The organism is Thioclava marina (assembly GCF_002020135.1).
GTDB lineage: Bacteria > Pseudomonadota > Alphaproteobacteria > Rhodobacterales > Rhodobacteraceae > Thioclava > Thioclava marina.
The window spans coordinates 718627-745595 of sequence record NZ_MPZS01000002.1 but is presented as its reverse complement, the minus strand read 5'-3'; the positions used below and the strand labels follow the sequence as shown (position 1 = coordinate 745595).

Here is a 26969-nt window from a genome sequence, read left to right as displayed (position 1 = left end):
GCTGGTTCAGCCGTTGCAGGCCATCGTCAGCGCGATCGGGATCGCATCGGGCCCGCCATGGATATCGGGCTTGTTCACCGCGACCGCAGGCACGCAGGTCTCGCCATCGTTCAAGCCACGGATCACCACCGGGTTCTCCTTCACCGGCACGAGACCGGTGAGATTTTCCGGGTCATACATCTCGATTCTCAGGGCGTTGGGGTCTTCCGGCGCGGCGAGCGCCAGCGCGAAAGCCATCGTCACCGAGCCGTCCTTCACCGTCGCCTGAAAGCCGTAGATCTGCGGATCGGGCAGTTGCTCGGTCCCTTTCCAGATCCGGGTGTAGAAATAGGACCCCTCCGAGTTCTGCCGTGCAGCTTCCTGCAAAGCGCCGAGTTCATCGCCCGAGAACTGTCCGTCGCCATCGGCGTCGAAGCTCTGGATCAGCCAGTCGGAGACGGTGGGGTCGAAGGTCCAGCTCTCGCCGATATGGGTGATCTGGCCCTTGTCCATGCCGACGAGCATGCGGATCAGGATCTCGTCCTCGGGGTGAGCGTTCGAGGTGAGCGGCGTGGCCGCGAGAAGGGCGGCGAACAGGACTGGGCGGATCATGGCTGGAAATCCGGTTTTTTCTGGCCGGGCGGGGCGGCCGGGGGCGGGGCGCCGAAACTGGGGAATTCATCGGCCCCGGGCACGGCGTTTTGCGCAGCGGGGGCGTTCTCGGATGCGGCATTGGCCGGGGGTGCGGTCTTGGGTTTGAGCTTGTTGCCCATCAGCGCGACGCCCCCGTAGAGAAGGCCGATCGCCACGAGCCAGCTACCGATGATCCGGCCCGCGATCTCGAACCAGCTCGCCTGCCAGCTGCGCAGGATCAGTACGACCGCGCCCATCAGCCAGATCGCAAGCCCCATGCCCGCAAGGAAGATCCACGGCCTGCCGCCAAAGCTCGGGTCCGACAGCTTCACCGAGAGCGCGTAGAAAATCCCGAGGATCAGTCCCGCCGGCACGATCAGCACCGGGCGCGGCCCACGCCCGAGCGCCAGTGTCGCGCCCACCGTGATCGCGGTGATCGGCAGGGTCAGGAAGTGATGCGTAATCGCGCCGGGGATCTGCTGGAGCGCGGCCATCAGCTCGATCCGGAAGGCGAGCCCCAGCCCCATGCCCATCACCCACAAAAGCGCCGCGATCTGCGCGCGCCGCACCGGCACCAGCGCAAGCGCGATGCCGAAGCCGAAGATCGGGAAGAGCCGCTCGACCGCGAGCGCGTCGCGGATCAGCCAGGCGCCTGTCTCGCCGCGTTGGGCGGGCGGGATCAGCGCCAGCACGATCAGCGCCGTCAGCCCCGCCAGCACCCACAGATGACGCAGCCAGCCGTGCGTGGTGGTCTCGCGATGTGAAAGCTCACTTGCCAAAGAGGTACAGCCCGCCTTGCAGGAAACCGAGTTGCGATTGCAGATAGCCCAGAGCGAGCGCAAGGAAACCCAGTCCCACCACGGCGATGAGCACGCCCAGCAGCTTCGAGAACTGCCCGTGCCGGATCGGCTCCAGCACCAGCCCGACGCCCACGCCGATCACGTGGATCATGCCGGTCGCGAGCACGAAGCCGATGGCGAAATCGGCCGGGTCGGCGGCCATCGGCAGCTCGGCGCCATGCGCGTAGCCGTGATAGAGCGCGAAGACCGCGATGATCGCCAGCGATACCCATTCGGCGGGTTTCCAGGCCGCCGCGATCGCGAGGCCGAGCACGATGATCGAGAGTGCGATGCCGATCTCGATCCCGGGCAGAGGCAGGCCGAGAATGCCGATGACGCCGCCCACGACCATGATCATCGGAAAGGTCACGGGCAGCGACCAGACGCGCCGCCCACCCATCTGCGCGCCCCACAGGCCAACCGAGAACATCGCGAGGAAATGGTCATAGCCCGAGAGCGGATGCTCGAACCCGGCGGTGAACCCGCCCGAGCCGGTCTGAGTGATATGGGCCGCAGCCATTTGCGGAGCGAGAAGGGCGAGGAGGCCCGCGAGGGCTGCGAGGCGGCGGCTGATCATCCGGGGCTCTCTTTGTCGTGACTGTCTTCGGGCATCATCGCGAAGCGGACGCGAATCTCAAGGTGGGGGGAAGCTCACCACATCTCACCTCTGCGCCAGATTTGTTGCAGTCCAAAGCGCAAATCGTCGCAGTCGATCAGCCCGCGCCGAGCGCCACCGCGATCCGGTAGGTCAGGAAGGCCGCGATATAGGCCAGCGCGAACATGTAGCCCACCGCGACCCACATCCATTTCGCCGACCCCGCCTCGCGCCGGATCACTGCCAGCGTCGAGATGCATTGCGGCGCGAAGATGAACCAGGCGAGGACGGCCAGCGCGGTCGCAAGGCTCCACTGGTCGGCCAGCAGATGCACCAGCCCGCTCTCGCCGCCGACCGCATAGACGGTGGCCAGACCCGCGACCATCACCTCGCGCGCGGCCATGCCGGGAACGAGCGCCACCGCGATCTGCCAGTTGAAGCCCAGCGGCGCCAGAACGGGGGCGATGAATTTGCCGATCATCGCGGCGAAGGAATAGTTGATTGCCGGTTCCGTGGCGCCTTCGGGCGGTAGCGGGAAGGTCGAGAGCACCCAGATCACCACCGTCGCCCAGAAGATCACCGTGCCTGCGCGGCGCAGGAAGATCCGCGCACGCTGGTAAAGGCCAAGCGCGATATTGCGCAGGATCGGCATCTTGTAATCGGGCAGATCCAGCATCAGCGGCGCGTGGCGCTCTTCGCGGGCGAATACGTAGCGCGCCACGAAAGCCACCGCGAGCACCGAGAATACGCCCGCCGCATAAAGCCCGAACATCACCAGCCCCTGCAGGCTCAGACCGCCCAGCACCGTGCGGTTCGGGATGAAGGCCGCGATGATCAGCGTGTAGACGGGAATGCGCGCCGAGCAGGTCATCAAGGGCGCCACGAGGATCGTCGTCAGCCGGTCGTGCTTGTTGTCGATCACGCGCGCCGCCATGATGCCGGGGATTGCGCAGGCAAAGCTGGACAGCAGCGGAATGAAGGCCCGCCCGTTCAGCCCCGCACGCCCCATGATCCGATCCATCAGGAAGGCTGCGCGTGCCATGTAGCCGAAATCTTCCAGCAGCAGGATGAAGAGGAAGGTGAACAGGATTTGCGGCAGGAAGATGATCACCGAGCCGATGCCGGCGATGATCCCGTCGGCAAGGAAGCTCTGCACCAGCCCCTCGGGAACCACGGCGGTCACGATCCCGCCCAGCCAGGTAAAGCCCGCGTCGATCGCGTCCATGAAGGGCGCGGCCCAGGAAAACACGGCCTGGAACATCACGAAGAGGATCGCGAGCAGGATCACCGGCCCGGCAAAGGGATTGAGCACCACCCGGTCGATCTTGGCCGAGACCGTATCGGGCTCGGGCGGGCGGATCACATGCGCGTTCACCAGCCGCTCGGCCTCGCGCATCGCGACGCGCATGTCATGCGTGCTGGGAACCTCCCAGCTGCTGGGTTGCGGCTCGGCCAGTCCGGCCTTGAGCAGCGGGTCGACGGTCTGCCACAGCAGGTCGAGCCCGCCCTTGCGCACCGCCGTCGCGGGGATGACGGGAATGCCGAGTTCCGCACTCAGCGCCTCATGGTCGATCTGGAGCCCGCGATGGCGCGCAATGTCGATCATGTTGAGGATCATCACGATCGGAAGGCCGACCTTCTTGAGTTCGGAGACCAGACGCAAGGCGCCGCGCAGGTTGGTCGCATCGCCCACCGCGAGGATCATGTCGGGAACGCGCTCGCCCTTGCGCTGACCCAGAAGCACATCGCGCGTGACTTCTTCGTCCGGGGAACGGGCGCGCAGGCTATGTGTGCCGGGCAGGTCGATGACCGAGAACTTGCGCCCCTCGGGCGTGGTCGCGATGCCCACCTTGCGCTCGACGGTCACGCCGGAATAGTTCCCGACCTTCGCGGTTGCGCCGGTCATCGCGTTGAACAGCGCCGTCTTGCCGCAGTTGGGCGCACCGACCAGCGCAACCTCGATGGGCTGAGCGTCTGGATCGGGCTGGCTGGCTTGGGGCGGGTTTATGGCGGGGGCCGAGCTCATTCCGCGAGGATGGCCATCGCTTCACTACGGCGCAGGGCGACCGTGGTGTCATTGACGCGAACCGCGATCGGGTCGCGCCCGAACGGGCCTTCATGCAGCACGTGCACCGAAGCGCCCTCGATGAAGCCAAGCTCGAGAAGGCGCAGTTCCAGCTCGTCCGCGTCGTAACCGTTCTCGCCGGCGAGCGGGCAGACCGAGACCAGAGTTCCCTTGAACCCGCGTCGGCACTGGCCAAGCGGGTAGGCGCATTTGCAGGTTTCGATCTTTTCAGCGCTTGCCTTCATGATCATCAACTCCGGTGGCGGGAACGACTCTGTTCACCCGATCTCTACACACCGCAGATAGCCATGAATTTGATCTCTGACAAATGAACTCTGGTATTTTTACGCCTTTGTGATCGATTATTTTTGTCAGGAATTTAGAGGCGGTTTAAATTTCGCCCTATCCATATGAAATATAATGTTTATGTGGGGTCACGAGTTTTTTCGCCGGAATGCGGGTTTCCGGCGAAAAAATTCGAGAACTTCGCGTGACGCCCAGTCTCAATGCTCCCGGAAGGCCCGATTCATCGAGTCGACCACCGGTTTCGCTATGTATTGCGCGAAGCTGCGCGAGGCCGTCTGGATCATCACCTCGACCGGCATCCCGGGCATCGGTGCGAAGCCCGGAACGCGCCGCAGCTCGGAGGCGGGAAGGCGGATCCGGGCGAGATAGACCTCGCGCGGCTGATCGCCCGAGCGCTCCACGATGGCATCGGCCGAGATGTAATAGACCTCGCCGGTCAGGATCGGCGTGGTGCGCTGGTTGAGCGCCGAAAGCCGCACCGAGGCCGCCTGACCCACCTTCACTGCGTCGATATCGGTGCGTGCGATCATCGTCTCGATGATCAGCGGCGCTTCCGAGGGCAGGATCTCGGCAATCACCTTGCCTGCCTCGACCACGCCGCCGACGCCCGAATAGTTCAGCCGCACCACCGTGCCCGAAACGGGGCTGTCGATCACCACGCGCTTGAGGACGGAGTTCGCCTTGCGCTCCTGTTCACGCACGGAATCGAGTTCGGCCTGCACGCTTTCCAGCTCATCGAGCGCGGCCTGACGATGGGTCTCGATCGTCTGGGTCTTCTGCGCCTCGTATTTCGCGCGCATCTCCTCGCTCTCGGCGACCTCTGCGTGAAGCCGCCCGATCTGTCCCTCGGCATCCGCGAGCGCACGGCGCAGCGCATTGAGTTCGGTGCGCCGGATCAGCCCGCTTTCGAAAAGCTGGGCCTTGCTCTCGTGATCCTCGCTCAGCAGCGCATGTTGCGCCTTCGTCGCGGTCAGCTGGGCGCGGTAACCATCGGCGCGGCTCTCCATCGCCGAGATGTTGCGTGAAAGCAGGTCGAGCTCGCTTTGCACCCGCGCTTTCGTCACGTCGAAGGACAGCTGTTGCGAGTCCATCATCGCGGCGATTTCGGGATCGCGGCGCGCCTCGCTCAGCCAGTCGGGAAAGACCAGCGCGCGCCAGCCGTCATACTCGGCCAGGATCCGCGCCTCCATCGCCTCAAGCCGCGCACGGCGCAGGAACAGAGCGCGCTCATTGGCCAGCGCCGAGGTCTCGTCCAGACGCATCAGCGGCTGACCCGCGGTGACGAAATCGCCCTCGGAGACGTGGATTTCCTTGATGATCCCGCCCTCGAGGTGCTGGATCATCTTGTTGCGGCCCGTCGCCACGAAGGAACCCGGCGCCATTACGGCGGCGGCCAGCGGCGCGGTGAAGGCCCAGACGCCGAACCCTCCGAAGGCCAGCGCGAAGATCGCGAGCCCCGTCAGCACCAGCCCGCGGATCGAGCGCGGCACTTCGGCAAACCACTCGGGCGCGCCGTCATTGGTCAACTGCATGCTCATGCCGGGGCTCCTTGCAAGGGCGCGGCACCGGGCCGCTGTTGTACCTGTCCCGCCTGCGAGCGCTTGCGCCGCTCCAGTTCGGCGAGCATCTGGTCGCGCCAGCCGAACATCGCGATATTGCCGTCGGCGAGCAGCATGATCTTGTCCACGGCACTCAGCAGAGACGGTTTTTGCGTGACCACGACCACCGTGATCCCGCTCGCTTTCGCATGCCCCAGCGCGCGCACCAGCGCGGCGTCTCCCGCCGTGTCGAGGTTGGAATTCGGCTCGTCGAGCACCACGAATTTCGGATCGCCAAAGAAGGCGCGCGCCAGGCCGATCCGCTGTTTCTGTCCGCCAGACAGCGGCGAGCCATCGGCGGCGACCACAGTCTCGTAGCCCTGCGGCAGCCCCGCGATCATCTCATGCACATCGGCCAGGGCGGCCGCGCGGTGAATTGCGGCATCGCTCGCATCCTCGCGCATCCGGGCGATGTTCTGCTTGATCGTGCCGGGAAACAGCTGCACGTCCTGCGGCAGGTAGCCGATGCACTCGCCGAACTGGCGCGGATCCCAGTTGCGAATATCCATCAGGTCGAGCCGCACCGCGCCGGAGGTCGGCAGGATCGAGCCCACCAGCATCTTGCCCAGCGTCGTCTTGCCCGCCCCGGAATTGCCGATGATCGCGAGCTGATCACCGGGGGCCAGCGAGAAGGTCAGCGCATTGAGCACCACATGTTTCGTACCTTGGGGCACATAAAGGAGACGCTCGACGTCCAGCCGCCCTTCCACTTTCGGCAGGCGCAGCTTGTCGTTGCGGCTTTTCGCGCCGGCAAGCAGGTGGCCCACCCGGTCATAGGCTCCACGCGCGAGCAGAAACGAATTCCAGCCCTCGATCGCCCCTTCGATCGGTGCCAGAGCGCGGCCCGCGACGATCGAGGCCGCGATCACCATGCCGCCCGTCAGCTGCCCGTCGAGTGCGAGATAGGCGCCCCAGCCGAGCATCCCGATCTGGGTGAAGAGCCGAAACATCCGCGAGGCCGAGGCGGTGACGACGTTGCGATCCTGCGCCTCGGTCTGCGCGCGCAGCGAGGCTGCGGTGTCGCGCCCCCAGATCGCCACCGCCTCGGGGATCATCGCCATCGCGTTGATGATCTGGCTGTTGCGCGACATCGACTCGAGGTGAAGGTTCGCCTTGGTCTGCGCGATATTGGCGCGCCGGAACCCGTCCGAGGTGATGCGCTGGTTGATCCAGGCAAAGACCATCAGCAGCAGTGCCGTGACCACCACGATGGTGCCCAGATGCGGATGGATCAGGAAGACCGCGAGCACGAAGATCGGTGCGAACGGCACGTCGAGAAAGGACAGCAGCGTCCCGGAGACCAGAAAGCTGCGCAGCGCTCCCAGATCGCCCAGCACCTGATATTCGCGCCCGTTGGAATGCAGCGAGGCCTGCGCCGCCGCCGACAGGACCGGCGCGCCCAGCCGCGCGGCCACATCCACCGCCGAGCGCATCAGCACGAGGCGTCGCACCGCATCGAGAAGCGTCTGCACAACGATTGCCCCGCCGATCACGATCGTCAGCATCACCAGCGTATCGGTGGAGCGCGAGGTGAAGACCCGGTCCGAGATCTGGAACAGGTAGATCGGCACCGCGAGCACAAGGATATTCGTCGCGCAGGTCATCAGCACCACGAAGGCGAGGTTCGCCCGCAGCCTGCGTTTCATCTCGCCCAGCGTGCGGGTGTAATCGGCCGGTCCCAGCCGTTTGTGGAAGTGTGGAGTGGAGGGCGGTGCGGGTGGGGAGCCAGAGGCTTTTTGCGCGGGGACACGTGCCTCCTGGAAAGTGTCCGCACCACCCTCCGTCCGGGCCGAGGTAACGGATTGCGCCGCCCCCTCCCGGGTCTCGGTTGCAATCTCGCCCTGCGCGCTGGCGGGCTCCGCTTGCCTATCCTCTAACTGCGCCACACGCTCTGCGCGCGCGCTTTCCTTCGGGGTTGCCCCCGCCCTCTCGTCCTGCATCCGTCATTCCCCCGTTTCGGATGCGCCCAGCCTGATCAGGCCAGAACGCCGTGCAATGCATCCAGCGACGTACCCGCCCCATTGGCTACGCCATGGGCCCCCGGACCCGTCTGGAAATCCTCGTCGTCGTAATTCGGTTGCGCCTCGATCATGCCGTCGGCGAGAAAGACCACCGCCTCGGAGGCCAGCGCCCCGTTGCCGTTGCCATGGCCGAGCCCGTTTTCGGGCCCGTTGCCGATCCCCAGACCGGGCGGCCCCTCGTCCAGCATCCCCGCCTGCCAGATCACCGCGTCGGAATAGACCCCGTCGCCCGCCATGATCGTGCTGTCGACACCGGCCACCGTCAGCCCCGCGACATTGCCGAGGATATTGTCGCCGGTCTCGACCCCGATCCCCTCCGGCCCGCCGCCGCCCACCGACACGAGATCGGCATCGTCGATCAGGTTGATCTGGGTGAGCGTGTCGCGAATGATCAGGTCGCCCTCGATCCAGAGCACCCGCAACGCGTCCAGCCCGGCCAGAAGCGGATCGTCGAACAGTTCCTTGACCGCGTCGAAGGCCGCCCCGCTCGGGGTCGCCCCGCTCTCGCCCTCGGCGAGACCGGCGAGCTTGTCGAGCGTGGCCTGAAAGCGCGCGCTCATCTCCATCTGCGCATCGATCCCGATCTTGGTCAGCGAAGCTTCGTTCCACAGCAGGTTGTCATGGCTTTGCACCAGAGCGCCGCCGCCCGCCGTGTCCCCCATCGACGGATCGCTGAGGGTCAGATCGTCGTCGAGCAGCACGTTGATCTGTTCGATCTGCGCGATCTCGATCAGATCGCCGCCGATCAGAATCACGTCGAATTTCATGCCATACTCGATCAGCGTCTCGAGGTTGACGGCAGAGTTGCCGCCCATCGTGATCTCGGTCTGATAGGGGCCGAACTCGTAGCTCACCAGATCGCCATCCGAGATCGCGTTGACCTGCGTTATGTGATTGTCGACCGTCACATCGCCCTCGATGTGCACGAGCCCCACCATCTTCGCTCCGCCCGCAATATCGAGATCGAGAAACTGCGCGGGATTGGCCTCCTGCGTGAAGCTCGCCGCATTCACCATCTGCGAGGCAGGATCGGAGGAAAGGGCGCCTGTGGCTGTGAAGGACGCCGACGAGGAGTTCGCTAAATCCATATCGCGCATCACGTTGACCTGCGAGATCAGGCTGAGCGACAGCGCGCTGCCCGCGACCGCGATCACCGGGGCGTCGAGCCATTCATGCGCCGCCTGATACTGGTTCAGGGCCAGATTGTCGCCGGTCTCAAGGCTCTGTGTGAATTCGAGCTGCGCAGGCTCCGCATTCTGGCCCGAGACCGTGCCTGCGGCCTCGTCCTCGACATCCACGATACCGGGGATGTCGCCCGCGTTTTCGGTTTCGTCTTCCGTCTCGCCTTCGGCATCGCGCGCCTCGAGCCGTTCCTTGAGCGTCTCAGGGATGGACTCGGCCAGTACGCCGTTGATCACCGGGCTGCCGTCGAAACCGGGTCCGAGAAGGGGTGGGGCCGGATCTGTCTCCGGCGCCTCTGCGTCTTCGCCGGATGCGGGCTCCGGCACCGGCTGGATAGGGCTCGCGCGAAACAGCGCCACGTCGACCCCGTCCCCGAACGCCTGCGGATCAAGCGCATCCATCGCCTCGATCAGCATCCCGGCATGAGCCGCCGCACTCGTTCCAAGCTCGGGGGTCGCCACACTCAGCGCATCACCCGCCTCGGCCAGAAGCGTCAGCTTTGCCGCGCTCGCCTCGGGCCCGTAGGCGCCCAGCAGTTCGACCGGCATCTCGAAGGGCCGGTTCACCAACACGTCCTGATCGACCAGCGTGTTGATCTGCACCGTGATCTGGACCACCGAACCGGGCGGATCGAGCAGCATGTAGAAATTCGGCGGCAGAGTCATCACCGGCAGGTCGATCTCGGGCGTTTGCTCATAGTCCGGCGGTGGCAAGAGCCCCAGATCGGGCAGGATCCGCTCGGGCATCTGCGCCACCGGCAGCCAGGGCGCTTCGGCCGGCAGGGGCGGGGGAGCATCGAAGGCCAGCCCCGGCCCGTAGTCTTCCAGCGAATAATCCGAGGACACCTGGATTTCGACATTCAGCAAATTGCCCTCGTCGGGCTCGCTCAGTCGCGCCGCGCGGAAGGCGTCGTAATCCTGTCGGGCTGCGAGCTTCTCGGTGGTCTGGTTAAAGGCCCCGATGAAATGCGCGATGATTTCCGTCTGGCGATCGAGCATAGCCACCCCCCTGGTTGCCCGGATCCCGGTACTGCGCCCGGGTTATCTCTCGCTCCGCCGATGATGCGACCGCGTGCGGTCTGGCGCCTGCCGGGTCGGGATGCGGAGCGAGACCGGACCCGGGGGCAAAAAAGGTGACGGCGCGCCCCGCGAGAGGCGCGCCGCCAGTGTCAGGTCACGACGTCATGTCGTCGTCGCCGATATAGGTCGAGGACATCGACCCGCCGACGATGGTCGTATCCACGGCATTGCCGAGGATGTTGGCGCCCATCACGATCGACTGGTTGAAGGCGGTGGTGTCGATCGCCGCGCTCGCATCGGCATAGGACTGGCCGGTGACGATGCCGTCATCGCCATTGCCCGAGCCCCACTGGCCGAGGTTGCCGCCCGCGCCGCCAATGGCGCTCACGGAGCCGCCCGCGCCGCCGGTCGAGGCGCCGCCCGTGGACCAGGCGCCGCCGCCCGAGGCGCTCGACCCGGTCGAGGACCAGGCCGACCCGTCGCCGCCATCGCCGCCGACGCCCTTGCCCATGCCGAGCCCGAGGCCGAGCCCTTGCGAGCTTGCGACCGCGCCACCGTCATGCGCCATGGAGCTTCCGCCGCCATCATCCATCGAGGGCGGGCCCATCGGCTTCATCGAGTAGCCCCAGCCACCGCCGCCGCCACCGCCTTCGGTTTCGGCTTCAGCGTCACCGTCTTCGGCACCCGCGCCCGACAGGCCGAGCCCGAGACCGACGCCCAGACCAAGACCCGCGGCCCCGTCGCCGCCTTCGCCCTCGGTCTCGCTCGCCGCGATCGAGATGCCGCCACCGGCCAGCGAGATGCCGCCGCCCGAGAAGGCGCCGCCGCCTGCGGCATCGACATCATCAGCCCCTTCGCCGCCATCGGCGCCGCTTGCCGAGATGCCCTCTTCAGCCGAGGCAGTGCCGCCTGTGATCGAGCCCATCTGCTGGAACCCGGCACCAGCGTTGCTCACCGTGGGGTTGTTGAGGGTGTCGTTGTCGACGAGGTTGTTCGACAGCGCATTGACCATCCCGACATCGTTGCCCTCGCCACCGAGCGCATCGTTGAGGATGTCGTCGAGCTTCAGGTCGTTGCCCGGGTCATATTCGTAGGAATAATTCATATTCCCGTTGGCCATGACCATGTCGCCGACCGAGGAGTTGTGCAGATCGAAATCGGCGAAGTCATTGTCCTCACCGAAAATCCCGTCATCGGGGAAGTCGATTGAGATGTTCACCTCATTGTCCGCGCTCGAGCCCGAATACGAGCCGTTCTTCACGTCGGTGTCGTTGTGGGCCATGTTCTTGTTGTCGCTGCCTTCGGAATAGGCACCGGCCCCGGCCATGGCGCCAGCGCCCGCGATCGCACCGGCATCAGCGTCGGCCGAAGACGAGCTTTCGCTGTCGTTCTTCACCTGCTGCTGTTGCTGCTGCTGTTGCTGCTGGCTTTGGGTCTCGATCGGATCGGGCGCCGTCGGCGGCGTGCCGTGATCATCGTCGTGATGATCGTGGTCGTCGTGATGATCCATTCCCATGGTGGTTTGACGTCTGCTGGTCATGATTACTCTCCCAGTTGTCTGGTTCGAGCCCGTCACTCTGTTTCAAACGGGTAGGTCGAACCGTTGCGTTTGGGGGGCGAGCCCCCGGTTTGCACCCGCTCCCAAACCGCGCGGCACAGCGAACCCGGGCTCCGAATCTCACTGATTCGAAACTGGATTACCCGTGTCGGGCTTCGTCGAGAGAAGGCGCGTCACAGCCCCCAGCTGCGACACCAACATCCTGCGCCCGACCGCCAGTCGGACCTAGCTAGCAAATGGGTCTAATCACCTCACCCAACCTGTAGGCACTTGAAGCGGCGCGGTTTTTTCCACAGCGGCGGACCGTTCGGCGATGGCGCTCCACGCCGCGCGCCTATGCTGCACCTGCAGCATTTTGCACCGGGCCCGTTCCAGATCTGGTGGTGTGAAATGTCGTGACCGCTATCCCTGCCCATGCAGCATTGCGGCGAATCGCGACTCTCCCTTCGATTCGCGCCGATTTCACGCTTTCCATGGGTCTCTGCGGGATTCCTTACCGTAGCGTAATCCGAATGGATGACGCCCGGGAAAACGATCCATGTTAGGGTCTATATCGGCAGGTCAAATGTGGGGACTGCCGTAAATAACGAGGGAATTCCTGGTCGGAATGGGGGCCGCCATGAATGCATTATCCAAAACCGATGCCGAGGGGGCGCGCGTGAGCATGTCCTGTCGACGTGACGACGCCGCGATCTGTTTTCTCGGCGCATCGCAAATCTTTTCCGATACCGTTCTGCGTACCGTCGAGGCCGAGATCTCGCCTGCGCATAGCCTGCGTATCGGCGATATCGAGAGCTTCCGGCGCGAGCTGGGGGCGGATGGACACTTCGAAGGAGTGGGGGCGCTGTGCACGCTCGTCGCCGACGAGGCCCATGCCGAGGCGCTGCTGGAACTGGCCGAGGAGCGCGCGCCGCTGCTCGACCGGGTCAAGCTGATCATCGCCTTCGAGGATGACCGCTTCGGCGAGACGCTGATGGATCGCTTCGGCGCGCGAATCCTTGCGCGGCAGATCAGCCTGCTGCCGATGAACCTCAACCTGACGACCTGGCTTCTCAGCCTGCGCATGATCGTCTCGGGCGGGCACTACATCCCGCCCGCGCTCCTGCGCTGTCGTCCGGCAGAGCCGCCGGGCGCCGAGCGCCGTGGCTCGATGGATCCTGATGAGGTCGCCGCGCGCTCGGGGCTCACCCCGCGCGAGGCAGAGGTTCTGGGTATGCTCGCCTCGGGCCAGCCCAACAAGATCATCGCCGGTCAGCTCAGCCTGTCCGAGCATACGGTGAAGCTGCATATCCATCGCATCATCGGCAAGCTCGGCGTGTCGAACCGGACCGAAGCGGCGATCTGGTATCACCGCCGTGGCGGGGCGTGAAGCGCACCTGGGCGGCGTGCCGCCGCCCGAGTTCGACGCCTTCCTCATGCAGGTGGGCCGGATCAATTATGCCTGGACCAATACCGAAAGCCTGCTGATCCACTTGATCGCGGGGCTTGCGGGAACGGACAAGGACGCGGCGGTGATCATTCACCTGACGCTCAATACGACGCGGGCGCGCCTTGATCTCGTGGAGCGTCTCGCCAAGCGTGAAGCCTGCCCGCTGCCTGAAACCGCGCGGGCGCGCATCCTCGCCGTCGCTGCGCGGATGAAGAAGGTGTCGGGGCTGCGCAACCATTTCAACCATTGTCTCTACGCCTTCGACGCGGGCGGCGGCCCGGTGCGCGCGATCCAGATGCGCATCGCCGATCGCAAATCCAGCCTGCGGATCGGAGAGGAAAGCGTGCTCGATGGTGCGACGCTGGCCGAGATGGAGACCGCATTAGCCGAAATGCAGGCGATCAACGCCGAGATCTGGTCGATCATCGCCGCCCATCGTCTGCCGGTCTGAGCCGCTCAGCCCCGGGTCGGCCCGGTGGTCAGGTGATAGCGCGAGAGTTCCTCCGCGCTGAGCACATGGATCCGGTCGGGCGGGGTCGCGAGCGCGGGCTGCAACATGCCCGGACCCACGCCCATCTCGTCGAGATAGGAGATCACCCGCGCCTCGCTCGATTGCAGATCCGACAGCGCCTTGCGCGGGTTTTGCCGGTCCCGATCTGGTTCGGCATCCGTGCTTTGATGCACCCCAAGCCGTGCCTTCGCCTGCACGATCCGCTGCGCGCCACCGGCGAACAGATAGGGGCAGGCGGAAAAGCAGATGTCGTTGTCGCGCACCTCGGTCGTGACGCCGGCGCTGCGCAGCACCCGCCCGATCAGGATCGCGTCATGCAGCGAGCCGCCCGTACTGTCGAGCGTGACCCGCGCGACCGGACTGCCCGCGCGCCGCCGCGCCGCGATCTCCAGCGCGACACGCCCCGCATCGCCCGGCGCGATATGGCCGCGCAGGCTCATCTCGTCACCAGAGACACGGATCACGAGATGAACGGGCATCGCATCTGTGCTGCCGCTCTCGGGGTCGGGACCGCTCGCGAGATCGGCTGCATCGGCCACTTGCGGCGTCTCGGGGCGGGGGCCTTTGCCGCTGTCGAACTCATAGCCGAATACGACGAGGCCGATCGCGGCAAGCATTCCGTTCACGGTATGAAACGGGGTAGCCGCGCCCGCTGGACGGGGATCGTTCTGGGATCGGGTCATGCGTCACCTCCCTTTGGCGCATAAGGTGACGGGAACTATGGGGAGACGCCCGCCGCTCCGGCGACTGCCCGAAATGTCGCACCCGGTCACGCTTGCGCGAGCGATCGGTGAAGGTCCGGGGCTGTCGCCGGGGCACTCAGCGCGTCATCTGCTCGTGCAGTGCGGCGGTGAGCATTTCCGGCATCGTCGGTTTGGAAAAGACCGGCACGTCGGGCAATTGCGACTGGAACGAGAGCGGCAACGGCTCGGCGGTATTCACCACCAGCGGGATGTCGCGCTCGTGCAGCTCGAGAACAAGGCTCTCCGCCCGCCCGTCGAGAAGGTTCATGTCGAGAATCGCGCCATCGATCGCGCAATCCGAATCCGCCAGCAACACGCGCGCGCGGCTGAGAGAGGCGACTGGTCCTTCCACCACTCCACCCGCTTCCTCGATCGAGTAAGCGATGTCATAAGCGATGAAGATTTCGTCCTCGACAACGAGGACATGGCGGCCTTCCAGCCGCGTGCTGCTCATGTACATGGGCTTACCTCACCCTTTTATCAGATCCATTGGCACGGTCATGCAGGATCTAAACCCTTCGGGGGCCCATTCGGTTCCATAGGAGCCACGCAATTGTCCGTTCACCGTCAGATCGATCAGGCGTGAGCCAAAGCCGTTATGCCCGGGTTGTGAGAGAACGCCCGGATGGCCGCTCTCTTCCCAGCGCAGTTCCAGCTGGCCTTCGGGGGTCAGCGACCAGCTGACCGCAAGCCGCCCCGCGTCATGCGAGAGCGCGCCGTACTTCACCGCATTCGTCGCCAGCTCGTGCAGAATCAGCGAGAGATTGGTGGCGCCCGAATGGTTCAGCACGATCTCGGGCCCGCCGATGTCGAGCCGACTGTCGGTCGCCTCCACGAAGGGCGAGAGCACCACCGCGATCAATGCGCCGAGATCCGCCGCGCCGCGGAAGTCGCGCTCGATCGTGGCGGTCGGGCTGATCAGCTCATGCGCGCGCGCCAGCGCCGTGATCCGGGATCGCAGACCTGCGGCCATCGCCTCGGGGCTCGCGGCATGGCGCGCGGTCATCCCGATCAGGCCCGACATCATCGCGAAGGCGTTCTTGACGCGGTGATTGAGTTCACGGGTAAGCGTGTCGCGCGCCTGCGCCATCATCCGCTCGTCGGTCACGTCGCGTAGATAGACGACCATCGTCTCGCCATCGGGATAGATCCGGGCCTCGAGCACCCGCTCATCGAGCCCCATCTGGTCGGTGCTTTGCGGCTCGCTCGTCGCGCGCGCGCGCTCGAGTGCCGCCTCGAAGGCCGAGCCGCGCAGATGCGGCGCGCTCTCCCACAGCACCGAACCGATAAGGCCGCTCGCCACCGTTTCGCTCACCGTGTCGCGGAAACGTTTGCGCAGCACGGAATTGGCAAAGCGCACGCGATCCTCGCGGTCGAGTTCGACGATGCCGTCGCGCGTCACCTCGTGGAAATGCGCGAGGCGCTTGTAGCTTTCGGCCGCCTCGCGACGCGCGGTGTTGAGTTCAGTCACGTCAAGCGCGGTCGAGACCGCAAGCGGCGGATCGCTGTCGATGCGGCGTGCGGAAACGACGAGGTCACGCGGCGCGGCATCGCTGCGTTCGATGCGGATTTCCTCGGCCGTGATGACCTCTCCCGACACGGCGGCGCGGCTGAGCGGCAGGTCCTTCGTCTCGTAACGACGTCCGTCGCTGGCATAGATCTCCAGCTTCGGCGCGAAGGGGCTGTTCGGCTTTTGCGTGCCCATCACCGCCCGCGCACTGGAATTGACATCGACCAGGCGGCCCGTGCCCACCTCGGCCAGCGCCACGCTCACCGGCATCTGGTCGAGAATGGCGCGGAACACCTCCTGTTCGCGGCGCGAGATGATGTGCTGGCGGCGCAGACGGATTTCCGCCTCCACTCCGGCTGCGATATCGGCGACGAGCTCGTGCTCCTCCTCGGTCCAATCGCGCGGGTCATGGCCGAGCACGCAGAACGAGCCCAACACATGTCCCTCGGTCGTGCGCAGCGGCACGCCGAGATAGGAGATCACGCCCAGATCCTCGACCGCGCCATTGTCGCGCAACTCCGGGTCCTTGCGGGCGTCGGGCACGATCAGCGAGCGGTCACGCTCGACCACGTAGCGGCAGAAGGAATGGCTCAGCGGCGTCTCGAGGAGCGGCACGTCGCCGGGGGCGCTCAAGCCGCTCTGCCCGGCAAGGATCTGGCGGTTTTCATCGATGAGCGAGACCAGAGAGACCGGTGCGCCGATCAGTTTCGTCGCCAGTCGCGTCGCACGCTGGAACGCGGCAACCGGCGCTGCCTCCAACAGGCCCGTCTGTCGCAGGGCGTTGAGCCGCTGCGGATCCGCGACTTTGGAGAGCTGCGGGCTCTCCCCCTCGGGAAGGTCGACGTTCATCGGGCAGCACTCGTTCCACAAAAGACACTCGCGGACACCTCTATGACGAAGATGCCGGATTTTACCTAGTGTCGAAAGACATAAGTCCCACCATTTTTCGCCCCTTTGGAGTGTTTTTTGCGGCGCTGCAGCACAAGCGATGGTGAGGGAAATTGTCGCACCGAAACCAGTTTCGGCTTTACGAAACCGGTTTCGGTCGCGTAGCTTTCCGACATGGAGGAGATTCGCGACACGGTTTCGCAAGGCAGGGGCGCCGCCCGCAGGGTGCGCATCTCTGATCTTGCCGAGGCGCTTGGGTTGACCAAGAGCACCGTTTCGCGTGCGCTCAACGATTATGCCGATATCGCACCCGAGACCCGCCGCCGCGTGGCCGAGATGGCCGCGCAGATGGGCTATGCGCCGATGCCCTACGCGCAGGCCGTGCGCACGGGGCGGGTGCGCGCGCTGGGTCTGGTGCTCGAACTCGACGCGCCCGACCGCTACGGCCCGTTCCTCGCGGATTTCCTCGGTGGCATCACGCAGGAGGCGACGCTGGAAGGCTGGACGCTGACCGTCGCCTCATCCAATTCGCGCGAGGAGATGGAGGCGACCGTCACTCGGCTCCTGCAAGAGCACAAGGTCGACGGCTTCATCCTGCCGCGCACCATGGTCGAGGATCCTCGTGTCGCGTTCCTGCGCGCCAAGCATGTGCCCTTCGTGCTGTTCGGCCGCGTCGGTCACGGCAAGCCCGATCCGGATCTGAGCTGGTATGACGTGGACGGGGCCGCGGCGATGCGCGCCGCCGTCGCGCGTCTTGTCGGGTTGGGACACAAGCGGATCGGTTTCGTCGGTCCGCCGTCGGCCTATAACTTCGCGGTGCTGCGGCGTGAGGGCTATCAGGCGGGACTGGCCGAGGCCGGGATCGGCTTCGATCCCGCGCTCGAGATCATGGAGGTCAGCGATCGTGCGGGCGGGGCGCGGGCTGCGCGTGATCTGCTCGATCTGCCCGATCCGCCGACCGCCATACTCTACGCGACCGACGCCACCGCGCTCGGCGCCTATGACGTGGCGCGCGAACGCGGGCTGCGGATCGGGCGCGAGCTGTCGGTGATCTCCTATGACGGCATTCCCGAGGGGCGGATGGTCGACCCGCCGCTCACGAGTTTCGCGGTGGACAGTCGGCATGCGGGCGAAAGACTCGCCGCTTTGCTCATCGCGCAATTGCGGGGCGCGGACCCGGCCAGTTTGCAAGAGCTGGTCCAGGCGCGCCTCGAACCCGGCGGCTCGGACGGGCCGCCACCCGCAAACCCATAAGCCAAACTTATCCAATCGGGAGGAAAATAAGTGAAACTTATCCGTGGAACCGGCCTGGCACCCCTGCTGGGCACCGCCGCCGCCGCGCTGATGCTCGGCGCGGTCGCGGTGAAGGCTGAGACGATCAAGTTCTGGACCACCGAGGAACAGCCCGAACGTCTGGCCAAGCAGCAGAAGATGGCCGATGACTTCAAGGCGAAGACCGGCATCGACGTGGAGGTGATCCCGGTCACCGAGAGCGACCTCAACACCCGCGCCACCGCCGCCTTCGCCGCCGGCGATCTGCCCGACGTGATCTACACGCCGCTGCAAAACGTGCTGCCCTGGACCGAAGCGGGCATTCTCGACAGCGGGGCCGCGACCGACGTCGTGGACAAGCTCGATCCCAAGACCTTCGCGCCCGGCGCGCTGAACATGGTCGAGACCGACGGCGATTATGCCGCCGTTCCGGTCGATGGCTGGACGCAGATGATCCTGTACCGCAAGGACATCTTCGAGAAGGAAGGCCTCGCGCCGCCGACCACCTTCGCCGCGATGGAAGCGGCGGTGAAGAAGCTCAACGATCCGCCGAACATGTACGGCTTCGTCGCGGCCACCAAGGTCGACGACAATTACATGAGCCAGGTGCTCGAACAGATCTTCCTGGCCAATGGCGTCTCGCCGGTGGGGCCTGACGGGTTCAAGCCGCTCGACGAGAAGAAGACGGTCGACGCGCTGAAATTCTACAAGACGCTGGCCGAGGCCTCGCCTCCGGGCGACAATTACTGGAAGCAGTCGCGCGAACTGTATTTCGCAGGCAAGGCGGCGATGATCATGTGGTCGCCCTTCATCCTCGACGAACTGGCGGGCCTGCGCGATTCCGCGCCGCCGATGATCGACGGAGATCCCACCTCGAAAGCGCTCGCGCAGGATACCGGCGTCGTGACCAAGATCGCCGGGCCGGACAATCCCGACGGGGCGAGCTGGGCCGACATGCGCTATTTCGGGATCACCACCGATGCCGACATGAACGCGGCCGAGCAGTTCGTGGATTACTCGATGAACGAAGGCTATGGGCAGACGCTTTCGATCGCGCCGGAGGGCAAGTTCCCGACCCGTCGCGGCACCGATGCGGACCCGGCCAAGTTCACCACCGAATGGGCGACCCTTCCGGTCGGCGTGGATCGCAAGGCGCCGCTGAAGGATCTCTACGATCCGGCCGTGATCGACGAGATCACCAAGGGCCTCGACACCGCGCAGCGCTGGGGCGTGAGCGACGGTCAGCTGGCGCTGGCCTCGAAGATGCTCAACACCCAGTCGATCAACCGCGTCGTGCGCGACTATCTCGACGGCAACATCTCGGCCGAGGATGCGGTCGCGAAGATGAATGACGAGCTGTCGAAGATCAACTGATCGCGCTTGAGTGACAGGGCAGGGCGCGCGCGCCCTGTCCGACCCCGCCCCGCCGGACAAGGGGGCGATCCAGGGAGGATGTCATGACCGAGATTTCGCCGCCCAAGGGGCGCGGCGCGCTCGCCCGACGCGAGGCGCGTCTGGCCTGGGGCCTGCTTTTACCCACGATCACGATCGTCGCACTGGTGGTGATCATTCCGCTTCTTGCGATCTTCTGGATCTCGGTGAAGCCGGTGAAACTGGGCGACCTTCGCCCCGCCGAGACCCGCCTGCGCGTCTCCTTGCGCGACCGGGGCGACGTGCCGCAGCTGGAATATCGGGTGACGAACCCCTCGCGCACGGCAGAACTCTATGGCGCGGGCTTTACCGATACTCTGCCCGAGGGCGTGACGCTGACCGGCGAACTGCCGCAGGGCTGTGCGCTGAGCGGTCAGACCATGACCTGCGATTTCGGCACGCTCGCGCCGGGTTACAACGAACGATTCCGTATCGACGCGCAGATCGCGGGCGACCCGAAAGCCGCCGAGCAGGCGGTGCGCGACGGGGCGCCTGTCGTGCGTGGCGCCGCCGATAACGTGCTGACCAATTCCACCTTCACGCTGGAGAATTTCCGCAAGCTCTTCGACAGCGGCGAGTTCTGGTCGGTCTTCGGCGTTACCGTTTTCTATACCGTCTTCGGCACGCTTGGCGCGCTGGTCGTGGGGCTGTTCGCGGCGATGCTCTTGAACAAGAGCTTCAAGGGGCAGGGCATCCTGCGGGGCCTCTATCTGTTCCCTTACGTGGCCCCGGTGATCGCCGTGGCCTTCACCTGGATCACGCTCTTCGATCCGTTCTCGGGTTCGGCCAATGCGCTGCTGGTGCAGATGGGCGTGAGCCAGGGTGCGATCAATTTCTTCGGTCAGAAGCCTCTGGCGCTGATCATGGTGACGCTGTTCGAGGTCTGGCGGTATTTCCCGCTGTCCTTCCTGTTCATCCTTGCGCGGATGCAGAGCATCGACACGGATATGTATGAGGCGGCCGATATGGACGGGGCCTCTCCGTTCCAGAAGTTCTGGTATCTGAGCCTGCCGCAGCTGCTGGGGATCCTCTCGGTCCTGTTCCTGCTGCGCTTCATCTGGACCTTCAACAAGTTCGACGACATCTTCCTGCTGACGGGCGGCAATGCGGGCACGCGCACGCTGACCGTGAACGTCTATGAGCAGGCCTTCGCCGTGTCGAATATCGGTGCGGGGGCGGCGGTCGCGGTGGTCGTGTTCGGCTGCCTGCTGATCTTCTCGGCCTTCTTCTTCCGCATGATCAGCCGGGAGGAAGGGCTATGAGTTTCCTGCACAAAGGCTATCTGACCGGGCCGATCATCGGGGCGCTCTGGGCGCTGGTGATGTCGGTGACTTTGGGCGTCGCGGTCTCGTTCGCGAGCGGCGAGGCGGCGCGGCCCGCGCTTTGGGGGGCGCTGGTCCTTGGCGCGATCACCGGGCTGGTCAGTGTCTGGCGCGGCAATCGCTGGCTGACCGATGGGGTCGCGGTGGTCGTGGCACTGGCCTTGATGGGCACGGGTCTTGGTGCGCTGCAATTCGGGGGTGGCTTCGCGATGGCGAGCCGGGTCGCGCTGACCATCGTGCTGGCTGGCATCGTGGCGATCCCGCTGGGCACGATCCTGAAGGGGCTGCCCTTCGGGGTCGCCAACCGGCACGAGTTCGAGGAGGCGGTGATCCGCTTCCTGACCGGCTTTGGCTACCTGTTCTTCACCGCGATCGTCATCATTCCCTTCTACGTGATGGTGATGACCTCGATGAAATCGCAGCAGGAGCTGATGCTGAATCCGCTCGATTTCACCATCGATCTCGGCAAGGGCTGGCATCTCTTCGACAGTTATTACGAGCTGTTCGAGAAGTTCCATTTCGGCCGCTACATGTGGACGAGCTTCTATGTCTCGGTGCTGACGGTTCTGTTGACGCTGCTGTTTTCCGTGCCTGGCGCCTATGCGGTGGCGCGGCTGCGGTTCCGGGGGCAGAAGGTGTTCTCGCGCGGGATTTTGCTGATCTACATGGTGCCGATGATCGTCTTGGCGCTGCCGATCTACATCGCCTATTCGATGGTGGGGCTGCGAAACTCGATCCTCGGGATCGTGCTGATCTACCCGGTCACGACCATTCCCGTGGCGCTTTACATGCTGCAGGGCTACTTCCGGGGCTTGCCCGTCGAGGTCGAAGAGGCCGGGCTGATGGACGGGCTCTCGCGGCTGAAGGTAATCTGGAAGATCACCCTGCCGCTGGCGCTGCCCGCGCTGGCCTCGGTTGGCCTTTACGTCTTCATGATCGCCTGGAACGAGTTCCTGCTGGCGTTCATGCTGCTCGACGATCCAAGCAAATTCACCCTTACGCGGGGGATTGCCTCGCTCAACTCCTCCGAGATCCCGCGCCAGCATCTGATGGCGGGGGCCGTGATCGCGACGGTGCCGATCATGGCGATCTTCCTCGGGCTGGAACGTTTCATGACCCGTGGCCTGACGGCCGGCGCGGTGAAAGGATAAGACGATGATGACCGATACCTTGCCGCCCGAGGCGGTGTTTTCCGAGCGCGACGAGGCCGCGAAGGCGATCCTGATCGCCAATGACCGCGGCGGCTATACCGTGCCGACGGCGGGGCTTTATCCCTACCAGTGGAACTGGGACAGCGCCTTTGCCGCGCTTGGCTTCGCGCGGTTCGATCTGAACCGGGCGTGGCAGGAAATCGAGACGCTCTTCACCGGGCAGTGGGAGAGCGGCATGGTTCCGCATATCCTGTTTCACAAGCCCGATCCGGGCTATTTCCCGGGCCCCGATGTCTGGGGCTGCAACGGGCCGATCGCGTCCTCGGGGATCACGCAACCGCCCGTCGCGCTGAGCTTCACGCCGCGCCTGCTGCGGCAGGACCCCGATTTCGGGGCCGAGCGGTTCCGCGCGCTCTATCCGAAGATGCGGGCCTGGGCCGACTGGTTCCTGCGCTGGCGGCGTGACGAGAAGGGGGCGATCTTCGTCATCCATCCCTGGGAGTCCGGGCGCGACAACGCGGTGGATTGGGACAACGCGATGGAAGGCGTGGATCCGCAGGGCGTGGGTTATTACGAGCGCCGCGACACCCAGCATGTCGATGCCTCGATGCGGCCGACGAAATACGATTACGACCGTTATATCTGGCTGGTGCAGCGCGGCAAGCGACTGGGCTGGGACGATGCGGCCATGGCCGAGGACAACCCGTTCCGTGTCGCCGATCCGACGATGCATTTCATTCTGCTGCGGGGGCTGCGCGAACTTCTGGTCGCGGGCGATCACCTCGGGCTGGATACCGAGGGTCTGGAGGACCAGATCGCCGGGCTCGAAGAGGGGGCGAAGGCGCTCTGGAATCCCGGCATGGGCTTCTTCGACAGCTACAATTGCAATAACGGGATCTGGGCAAACGCCCTGACCAACGCCTCCTTCCTGTGCTGGTTCGGCGGTGTCTCGGCGCCCGAAATGGATCGCCACCTTCAGCGCGTCCTCGATGCCGCGCCCTATGGGGTGCCTTCGCTCGCGCCCTTCGATCCGCGCTTCGATGCCAAACGCTACTGGCGCGGGCCGACTTGGGCGATGATGAACATGATGATCGGCGAGGGCGCCGCCGAGGCCGGGATCGCGCTGGGCGAGGAGGTCCGCAAGCGGACGCAGGAGGTCATCGCGAATTACGGCTTCGTCGAATATTTCGACCCGATGACCGGCGAGGCCGCGGGCGGCAAGGCGTTTACCTGGACGGCGGCGGTCTGGCTCGCCTGGGCCGGGAAGGAGGGCTGAAATGGGTGCGATTACACTCTCAGGTGTCGAGAAATGGTTCGGCGAGGTTCAGGTCATCAAGGGAATCGACCTCGAGATCGCGGATGGGGAATTCGTGGTCTTCGTCGGCCCCTCGGGCTGCGGGAAATCCACGCTTCTGCGGATGATCGGCGGGCTTGAGGATACCTCGCGCGGCAAGATCCTGATCGACGGCAAGGACGTCACCGATCAGCCGCCCTCCAAGCGGGGGCTGACGATGGTGTTCCAGTCTTACGCGCTCTACCCGCATATGTCGGTGGCCGAGAATATGGGTTTCTCGCTGAAGATGGCCGGGGTGAAGGAGGCCGAGTGGCGCGCCAAGGTCGATGCGGCGGCCGATATCCTGAAGCTCGAACCCTATCTTGACCGGCGGCCCAAGGACCTTTCGGGTGGGCAGCGTCAGCGGGTCGCGATCGGACGTTCGATCGTGCGCGACCCGACGGCGTTCCTGTTCGACGAGCCGCTGTCGAACCTCGATGCGGCCTTGCGGGTCGAGATGCGGCTGGAGATCGCGCGGCTGCACCGCAATCTCAAGCGCACGATGATCTACGTGACCCACGATCAGGTCGAGGCGATGACGCTGGCGGATCGTATCGTGGTTCTGGAATACGGGCGTATCGCGCAGGTGGGCACCCCGCGCGAGCTTTACGAGAACCCGGCGAACCTGTTCGTGGCGCAGTTCATCGGCTCGCCGAAGATGAACGTGATGCCCTGTTCGGCGGCGAGCGGAAGCTACAGCCTTGAAGGCGGGCGCGGCGGGGCCTGTGCGTCTGGCGCGGCTACTCAGCTTGGTATCCGGCCCGAGCATATTTCGCTCGTGGCAGAGGGCGAGGGGCAATGCGACGGGCGCGTCGATGTGGTCGAATTCCTCGGCGCGGATACGTTCATCCTGTTCGATTGCGGGCCGCTGGGGCCGGTGAACGTGCGGGTGGCGGGAGATACGCATTTGCGCCCCGGCGATGTGGCGGGGCTGGCCTTCGAGGCCGACCGGCTGGTGTTCTTCGACAAGGACGGGCTGGCGGTGAAGTGAGCGATGAGGGACGCGCCTGACCCTCGGGTGGGCGCGTCGCAACGCTCGTGGCCTGCGCTTTATCTCAAAAGTCCGCAGGTCGGTCGGACCCGCGATCTCATCGCCAATGCTCCCTCCCGGGGGGGAGGGTCGGGCGCGCGGCCCGGGGCTGGTTGCCCCGCCCCAAAGAGGCTTTACCGGCTGCCTCCCGGCACCCAGAGCACGTCGTCCTTGCCATCGTCATTGGCGATCCGGGCGGCGACGAAGAACCAGTCCGACAGGCGGTTGAGATATTTCACCGCCCATTCGTTCACGCCCTCGATCGCGGCCAGCGCCACCGCCTCGCGTTCGGCGCGCCGCGCGACGGTGCGGCACATGTGCAGATGCGCGGCCAGAGGCGTGCCGCCGGGCAGGATGAAACTGCGCAGCGGCTCGAGCTTGGTGTTCATCGAGTCGATCTCTGTTTCGAGTCGGGTCACCTGACTCTCGACCATGCGCAGCACCGGATAGCCCGCTTCGTGATCGTGCTCCATATCGGGCCGTGCCAGATCGGCGCCCAGATCGAAGAGGTCGTTCTGGATCACCGAGAGCTGCTTTTGCAGCGCCTCGCCCGCATGCAGCCGCGCAATGCCGAGCGTCGCGTTGAGCTCATCGACCGTGCCATAGGCGGTCACGCGGGCGGAATGCTTCGCCACGCGGGTTCCGTTCGACAGCGCCGTCTCCCCGGCATCGCCGGTGCGCGTATAGATGCGATTGAGAACGACCATCAGCCACCTCTTCTCAGATAAACGAACAACAGGATCAGCGCGATCGCGACTGCCTGTGCGGCGATGCGCAGCCGCATCAGCTTGTTCGCGTGTTTCTTGTTGAAATCACCGCCACGTCCGAACCCGGCGATGCCAATCATCAAAATGACCAGTACCGCAAAACTCGCAGCGGCCACGACATAGAACAACGGGTCGTTGCGCATGCATTTCCTCTCCCTCTCGTACCAAGACATAGCCGGAGCGAGCGGAATTGCGAAAGCTTTTTCACCCGTTCGCGAGCACCCAATCCAGCATCCTGTCGGGCAGGATCCGGCGCGCCACGCCCATCACCTTCGTCGGGGTGGTGATCATGTAGCGCGCCTTCGGGCGGGGGGCTTCGAGCGCGCGCAGGATGACCTGAGTGACGGCCGAGGCGGGAAGCTCGAACTTGGCGGGGCCTTCGCGGTGGTAGAGCTGGTCGAGGAGTTGCTCTTCATATTGCGCGCGCCGGGCGGAGTTCTTCCAGTCCACCCATTTCTCGAAATGCGGGATCGCGTTCTTGCGGAATTTCGAGGTGATCGGTCCGGGCTCGATCAGCACCAGCTTGATCCCGGTGTCGCGCATCTCGAGGCGCAGCACATCGGTCAGCCCTTCGAGCGCGAATTTCGTCGCGACATATGCGCCGCGCCACTGATAGCCGACCATGCCCAGAACCGAGGAGCACTGAAGAATGCGCCCCTCGCCGTTGTCGCCCTGCGCGCGCATCACCTTGATCGCGCGGGCGGTCAGGTCGTGCAGGCCGAAGAGATTGGTCTCGAAGATCTCGCGCAAAGCGCCGGGGGGAATGTCTTCCGCCGCTCCGGGGCAGGCGAAGGCCGCGTTGTTGTAGAGCGCGTCGAGACGTCCATGTCCGCGCGCCAGGGCTTCGTTGAAGCCCGCGTCGATGCTCTCGGGATCGGCGACGTCGAGCTGGAAGGAGGTCAGCCCCTCGGCGCGCAGGCGCTCGCAATCCTCTTCGCGGCGGCAGGTCGCGAAGACCTTCCAGCCCGCGGCCTTGAGCCCGTGCGCCGCGTCATAGCCGATGCCCGAGGAGCATCCGGTGATCAGGATCGTCTTTGCCATTCTTGCCCGCCTCTTCCTGTCTGTCGTCGCCTGCCGTGCCGCGCATCGGAGCGTCCCTGCCGTTTGGCGGGATATGGAGGGGGCGATGAAAAGGCAAGGTTTGCAAGTGTCACGGCAAGATCGCCCGCGCGGAGCGTTGCGCGAAAGGCAAAAAAAGCGGGCCGTTTCACGGGCCCGCCTGATCAATCCGTTCAGTCGTGGAGCGCGGATCAGTTCGCCGGGCTCAAGTAACGTTTCGCGACCCAGCCGTCGATCCCGTCGCCTTCGATCTTCACATGTGCCCAGCCATCCCTTTCGGCCACGACGAGCACCTGTTCACCGCGCAGGACGCGGTCGATCGCGCTGTCGCCGGTCGAGGGGCCCGAACGCACGTTGAGCGAATTGGCGGTGACCTCCCAGAGCGTGCCGCCCTTGACCGCAGGGGCTTTCTCGCGGCTGCGATATTCGGGCGAGGGTTGCAACGCCGGACCGGGCATGCGCGCCACCGGCGTAACGCGGGTGATCAGGGCTGCCTTCTCGACCATCGCCGCGTTGGCGGACGGGGCGGTGATCTTCGTCGGATCGTAGAGCGGGTCGGTCGCGGCCTGCGCGACCTCCTCCGGTGCAGCCTGCTCCTGCGGAGCGGGCGCGGCCTGAGCCATCTGCGTCTGGTCTGTCGGCAGGTCCCGTCCGCCGATCGCCATCACTGCGTAGATGCCCGCGAGGGTCGTAATCAAAAGTTTCCCCATCTTTTCGCTCCCCCGTGA

General features: G+C 65.2%; 24 protein-coding genes. 8 read left to right on the top strand and 16 right to left on the bottom strand.

The window, feature by feature from the left end; genetic code table 11:
• Window positions 1–6 precede the first annotated feature (6 nt).
• The 9 genes from BMG00_RS13730 to BMG00_RS17750 form a co-directional block, all read right to left on the bottom strand.
• Window positions 7–591 carry a DUF1007 family protein gene (locus BMG00_RS13730; RefSeq protein WP_078574726.1) on the bottom strand — a complete coding sequence of 195 codons (585 nt, stop codon included), beginning with the start codon at window positions 589–591 and terminating at the stop codon, window positions 7–9.
• Entirely contained in the window at window positions 588–1391 is an 804-nt protein-coding gene (locus tag BMG00_RS13725) for a hypothetical protein (RefSeq protein ID WP_078574725.1), read from the bottom strand. The genes BMG00_RS13730 and BMG00_RS13725 overlap by 4 nt, the downstream gene beginning before the upstream one ends.
• The gene (locus BMG00_RS13720) at window positions 1381–2028 is read right to left on the bottom strand and encodes a HupE/UreJ family protein (protein ID WP_078529251.1); all 648 of its coding nucleotides are present in this window, start codon (window positions 2026–2028) and stop codon (window positions 1381–1383) included. The genes BMG00_RS13725 and BMG00_RS13720 overlap by 11 nt, the downstream gene beginning before the upstream one ends.
• Before the next feature lie 136 nt (window positions 2029–2164).
• The gene (gene feoB / locus BMG00_RS13715) at window positions 2165–4072 is read right to left on the bottom strand and encodes a ferrous iron transporter B (RefSeq protein WP_078529252.1); all 1908 of its coding nucleotides are present in this window, start codon (window positions 4070–4072) and stop codon (window positions 2165–2167) included.
• A complete protein-coding gene (locus BMG00_RS13710) occupies window positions 4069–4356 on the bottom strand; it encodes a FeoA family protein (RefSeq protein ID WP_078529599.1) in 288 nt (95 codons plus the stop codon). The genes feoB and BMG00_RS13710 overlap by 4 nt, the downstream gene beginning before the upstream one ends.
• 258 nt (window positions 4357–4614) lie before the next feature.
• Window positions 4615–5955 (bottom strand): HlyD family type I secretion periplasmic adaptor subunit, encoded by a 1341-nt coding sequence (locus BMG00_RS13705; protein WP_078529254.1) that lies wholly within the window; start codon window positions 5953–5955, stop codon window positions 4615–4617.
• Window positions 5952–7661, bottom strand: a complete 1710-nt coding sequence (locus tag BMG00_RS13700; protein WP_245795038.1) for a type I secretion system permease/ATPase — start codon at window positions 7659–7661, stop codon at window positions 5952–5954. Before BMG00_RS13700 ends, BMG00_RS13705 begins: the two co-directional genes overlap by 4 nt.
• Window positions 7662–7990: 329 nt before the next feature.
• Complete coding sequence (locus BMG00_RS13695; protein WP_078574723.1) at window positions 7991–10216, bottom strand: hypothetical protein; 2226 nt, start codon at window positions 10214–10216, stop codon at window positions 7991–7993.
• Between the two features lie 175 nt (window positions 10217–10391).
• Window positions 10392–11777, bottom strand: coding sequence for a hypothetical protein (locus tag BMG00_RS17750; RefSeq protein ID WP_211274139.1), 1386 nt, complete (start codon window positions 11775–11777; stop codon window positions 10392–10394).
• Window positions 11778–12459: 682 nt separating this feature from the next.
• Between BMG00_RS17750 and BMG00_RS13685 the strand changes: the two genes are divergently transcribed.
• Both BMG00_RS13685 and BMG00_RS13680 read left to right on the top strand, forming a co-directional pair.
• Window positions 12460–13164, top strand: coding sequence for a helix-turn-helix transcriptional regulator (locus BMG00_RS13685; protein WP_211274146.1), 705 nt, complete (start codon window positions 12460–12462; stop codon window positions 13162–13164).
• The gene (locus tag BMG00_RS13680; RefSeq protein WP_245795037.1) at window positions 13151–13675 is read left to right on the top strand and encodes a hypothetical protein; all 525 of its coding nucleotides are present in this window, start codon (window positions 13151–13153) and stop codon (window positions 13673–13675) included. The genes BMG00_RS13685 and BMG00_RS13680 overlap by 14 nt, the downstream gene beginning before the upstream one ends.
• A 5-nt stretch (window positions 13676–13680) precedes the next feature.
• Here BMG00_RS13680 and BMG00_RS13675 read toward each other — a convergent pair whose 3' ends face one another.
• The 3 genes from BMG00_RS13675 to BMG00_RS13665 form a co-directional block, all read right to left on the bottom strand.
• Window positions 13681–14418, bottom strand: coding sequence for a COG3904 family protein (locus BMG00_RS13675; RefSeq protein ID WP_146642656.1), 738 nt, complete (start codon window positions 14416–14418; stop codon window positions 13681–13683).
• A 136-nt stretch (window positions 14419–14554) separates the two neighbouring features.
• Window positions 14555–14938: a response regulator gene (locus tag BMG00_RS13670; protein WP_078574719.1), complete on the bottom strand. Its 384-nt coding sequence runs from the start codon at window positions 14936–14938 to the stop codon at window positions 14555–14557.
• A gap of 9 nt (window positions 14939–14947) precedes the next feature.
• Window positions 14948–16837 (bottom strand): HWE histidine kinase domain-containing protein, encoded by a 1890-nt coding sequence (locus BMG00_RS13665; RefSeq protein WP_078574718.1) that lies wholly within the window; start codon window positions 16835–16837, stop codon window positions 14948–14950.
• Between the two features lie 213 nt (window positions 16838–17050).
• On the opposite strand from BMG00_RS13665, the gene BMG00_RS13660 reads away from it, so the two are divergent.
• The 6 genes from BMG00_RS13660 to BMG00_RS13635 all read left to right on the top strand — a co-directional run bounded on the left by BMG00_RS13660 (window position 17051) and on the right by BMG00_RS13635 (window position 24376).
• The gene (locus BMG00_RS13660) at window positions 17051–18130 is read left to right on the top strand and encodes a LacI family DNA-binding transcriptional regulator (RefSeq protein WP_078574717.1); all 1080 of its coding nucleotides are present in this window, start codon (window positions 17051–17053) and stop codon (window positions 18128–18130) included.
• Between the two features lie 90 nt (window positions 18131–18220).
• Entirely contained in the window at window positions 18221–19522 is a 1302-nt protein-coding gene (locus BMG00_RS13655; protein WP_078529603.1) for an ABC transporter substrate-binding protein, read from the top strand.
• An 83-nt stretch (window positions 19523–19605) separates the two neighbouring features.
• Window positions 19606–20841 (top strand): carbohydrate ABC transporter permease, encoded by a 1236-nt coding sequence (locus BMG00_RS13650; protein ID WP_078529271.1) that lies wholly within the window; start codon window positions 19606–19608, stop codon window positions 20839–20841.
• The gene (locus BMG00_RS13645) at window positions 20838–22052 is read left to right on the top strand and encodes a carbohydrate ABC transporter permease (RefSeq protein ID WP_078574716.1); all 1215 of its coding nucleotides are present in this window, start codon (window positions 20838–20840) and stop codon (window positions 22050–22052) included. The genes BMG00_RS13650 and BMG00_RS13645 overlap by 4 nt, the downstream gene beginning before the upstream one ends.
• 7 nt (window positions 22053–22059) lie before the next feature.
• Window positions 22060–23328: an MGH1-like glycoside hydrolase domain-containing protein gene (locus BMG00_RS13640; protein ID WP_078574828.1), complete on the top strand. Its 1269-nt coding sequence runs from the start codon at window positions 22060–22062 to the stop codon at window positions 23326–23328.
• Window position 23329: 1 nt separating this feature from the next.
• Complete coding sequence (locus tag BMG00_RS13635; RefSeq protein WP_078529275.1) at window positions 23330–24376, top strand: ABC transporter ATP-binding protein; 1047 nt, start codon at window positions 23330–23332, stop codon at window positions 24374–24376.
• Window positions 24377–24549: 173 nt separating this feature from the next.
• Here the strand turns inward: BMG00_RS13635 and BMG00_RS13630 are convergent, their stop codons facing one another.
• From BMG00_RS13630 to BMG00_RS13615, 4 genes are all read right to left on the bottom strand, one after another.
• Window positions 24550–25122 (bottom strand): cob(I)yrinic acid a,c-diamide adenosyltransferase, encoded by a 573-nt coding sequence (locus BMG00_RS13630; RefSeq protein WP_078574715.1) that lies wholly within the window; start codon window positions 25120–25122, stop codon window positions 24550–24552.
• Complete coding sequence (locus BMG00_RS13625) at window positions 25122–25325, bottom strand: twin transmembrane helix small protein (RefSeq protein WP_078529279.1); 204 nt, start codon at window positions 25323–25325, stop codon at window positions 25122–25124. Before BMG00_RS13625 ends, BMG00_RS13630 begins: the two co-directional genes overlap by 1 nt.
• 61 nt (window positions 25326–25386) lie before the next feature.
• Window positions 25387–26223, bottom strand: coding sequence for an SDR family NAD(P)-dependent oxidoreductase (locus tag BMG00_RS13620; protein WP_078529281.1), 837 nt, complete (start codon window positions 26221–26223; stop codon window positions 25387–25389).
• A 209-nt stretch (window positions 26224–26432) separates the two neighbouring features.
• Window positions 26433–26951 (bottom strand): SH3 domain-containing protein, encoded by a 519-nt coding sequence (locus tag BMG00_RS13615; RefSeq protein ID WP_078574714.1) that lies wholly within the window; start codon window positions 26949–26951, stop codon window positions 26433–26435.
• Window positions 26952–26969: the final 18 nt, after the last annotated feature.

What these genes read in the sequence shown, in the direction of transcription:
- BMG00_RS13675 (WP_146642656.1), bottom strand. Translation starts at nt 14,418, where the DNA reads ATGACCCGATCCCAGAACGATCCCCGTCCAGCGGGCGCGGCTACCCCG.
- BMG00_RS13615 (WP_078574714.1), bottom strand. Translation starts at nt 26,951, where the DNA reads ATGGGGAAACTTTTGATTACGACCCTCGCGGGCATCTACGCAGTGATG.
- BMG00_RS13695 (WP_078574723.1), bottom strand. Translation starts at nt 10,216, where the DNA reads ATGCTCGATCGCCAGACGGAAATCATCGCGCATTTCATCGGGGCCTTT.
- feoB (WP_078529252.1), bottom strand. Translation starts at nt 4,072, where the DNA reads ATGAGCTCGGCCCCCGCCATAAACCCGCCCCAAGCCAGCCAGCCCGAT.
- BMG00_RS13660 (WP_078574717.1), top strand. Translation starts at nt 17,051, where the DNA reads ATGGAGGAGATTCGCGACACGGTTTCGCAAGGCAGGGGCGCCGCCCGC.
- BMG00_RS17750 (WP_211274139.1), bottom strand. Translation starts at nt 11,777, where the DNA reads ATGACCAGCAGACGTCAAACCACCATGGGAATGGATCATCACGACGAC.
- BMG00_RS13670 (WP_078574719.1), bottom strand. Translation starts at nt 14,938, where the DNA reads ATGTACATGAGCAGCACGCGGCTGGAAGGCCGCCATGTCCTCGTTGTC.
- BMG00_RS13625 (WP_078529279.1), bottom strand. Translation starts at nt 25,325, where the DNA reads ATGCGCAACGACCCGTTGTTCTATGTCGTGGCCGCTGCGAGTTTTGCG.
- BMG00_RS13720 (WP_078529251.1), bottom strand. Translation starts at nt 2,028, where the DNA reads ATGATCAGCCGCCGCCTCGCAGCCCTCGCGGGCCTCCTCGCCCTTCTC.
- BMG00_RS13630 (WP_078574715.1), bottom strand. Translation starts at nt 25,122, where the DNA reads ATGGTCGTTCTCAATCGCATCTATACGCGCACCGGCGATGCCGGGGAG.
- BMG00_RS13665 (WP_078574718.1), bottom strand. Translation starts at nt 16,837, where the DNA reads ATGAACGTCGACCTTCCCGAGGGGGAGAGCCCGCAGCTCTCCAAAGTC.
- BMG00_RS13700 (WP_245795038.1), bottom strand. Translation starts at nt 7,661, where the DNA reads ATGAAACGCAGGCTGCGGGCGAACCTCGCCTTCGTGGTGCTGATGACC.
- BMG00_RS13685 (WP_211274146.1), top strand. Translation starts at nt 12,460, where the DNA reads ATGTCCTGTCGACGTGACGACGCCGCGATCTGTTTTCTCGGCGCATCG.
- BMG00_RS13620 (WP_078529281.1), bottom strand. Translation starts at nt 26,223, where the DNA reads ATGGCAAAGACGATCCTGATCACCGGATGCTCCTCGGGCATCGGCTAT.
- BMG00_RS13645 (WP_078574716.1), top strand. Translation starts at nt 20,838, where the DNA reads ATGAGTTTCCTGCACAAAGGCTATCTGACCGGGCCGATCATCGGGGCG.
- BMG00_RS13635 (WP_078529275.1), top strand. Translation starts at nt 23,330, where the DNA reads ATGGGTGCGATTACACTCTCAGGTGTCGAGAAATGGTTCGGCGAGGTT.
- BMG00_RS13640 (WP_078574828.1), top strand. Translation starts at nt 22,060, where the DNA reads ATGACCGATACCTTGCCGCCCGAGGCGGTGTTTTCCGAGCGCGACGAG.
- BMG00_RS13705 (WP_078529254.1), bottom strand. Translation starts at nt 5,955, where the DNA reads ATGAGCATGCAGTTGACCAATGACGGCGCGCCCGAGTGGTTTGCCGAA.
- BMG00_RS13710 (WP_078529599.1), bottom strand. Translation starts at nt 4,356, where the DNA reads ATGAAGGCAAGCGCTGAAAAGATCGAAACCTGCAAATGCGCCTACCCG.
- BMG00_RS13730 (WP_078574726.1), bottom strand. Translation starts at nt 591, where the DNA reads ATGATCCGCCCAGTCCTGTTCGCCGCCCTTCTCGCGGCCACGCCGCTC.
- BMG00_RS13655 (WP_078529603.1), top strand. Translation starts at nt 18,221, where the DNA reads ATGCTCGGCGCGGTCGCGGTGAAGGCTGAGACGATCAAGTTCTGGACC.
- BMG00_RS13650 (WP_078529271.1), top strand. Translation starts at nt 19,606, where the DNA reads ATGACCGAGATTTCGCCGCCCAAGGGGCGCGGCGCGCTCGCCCGACGC.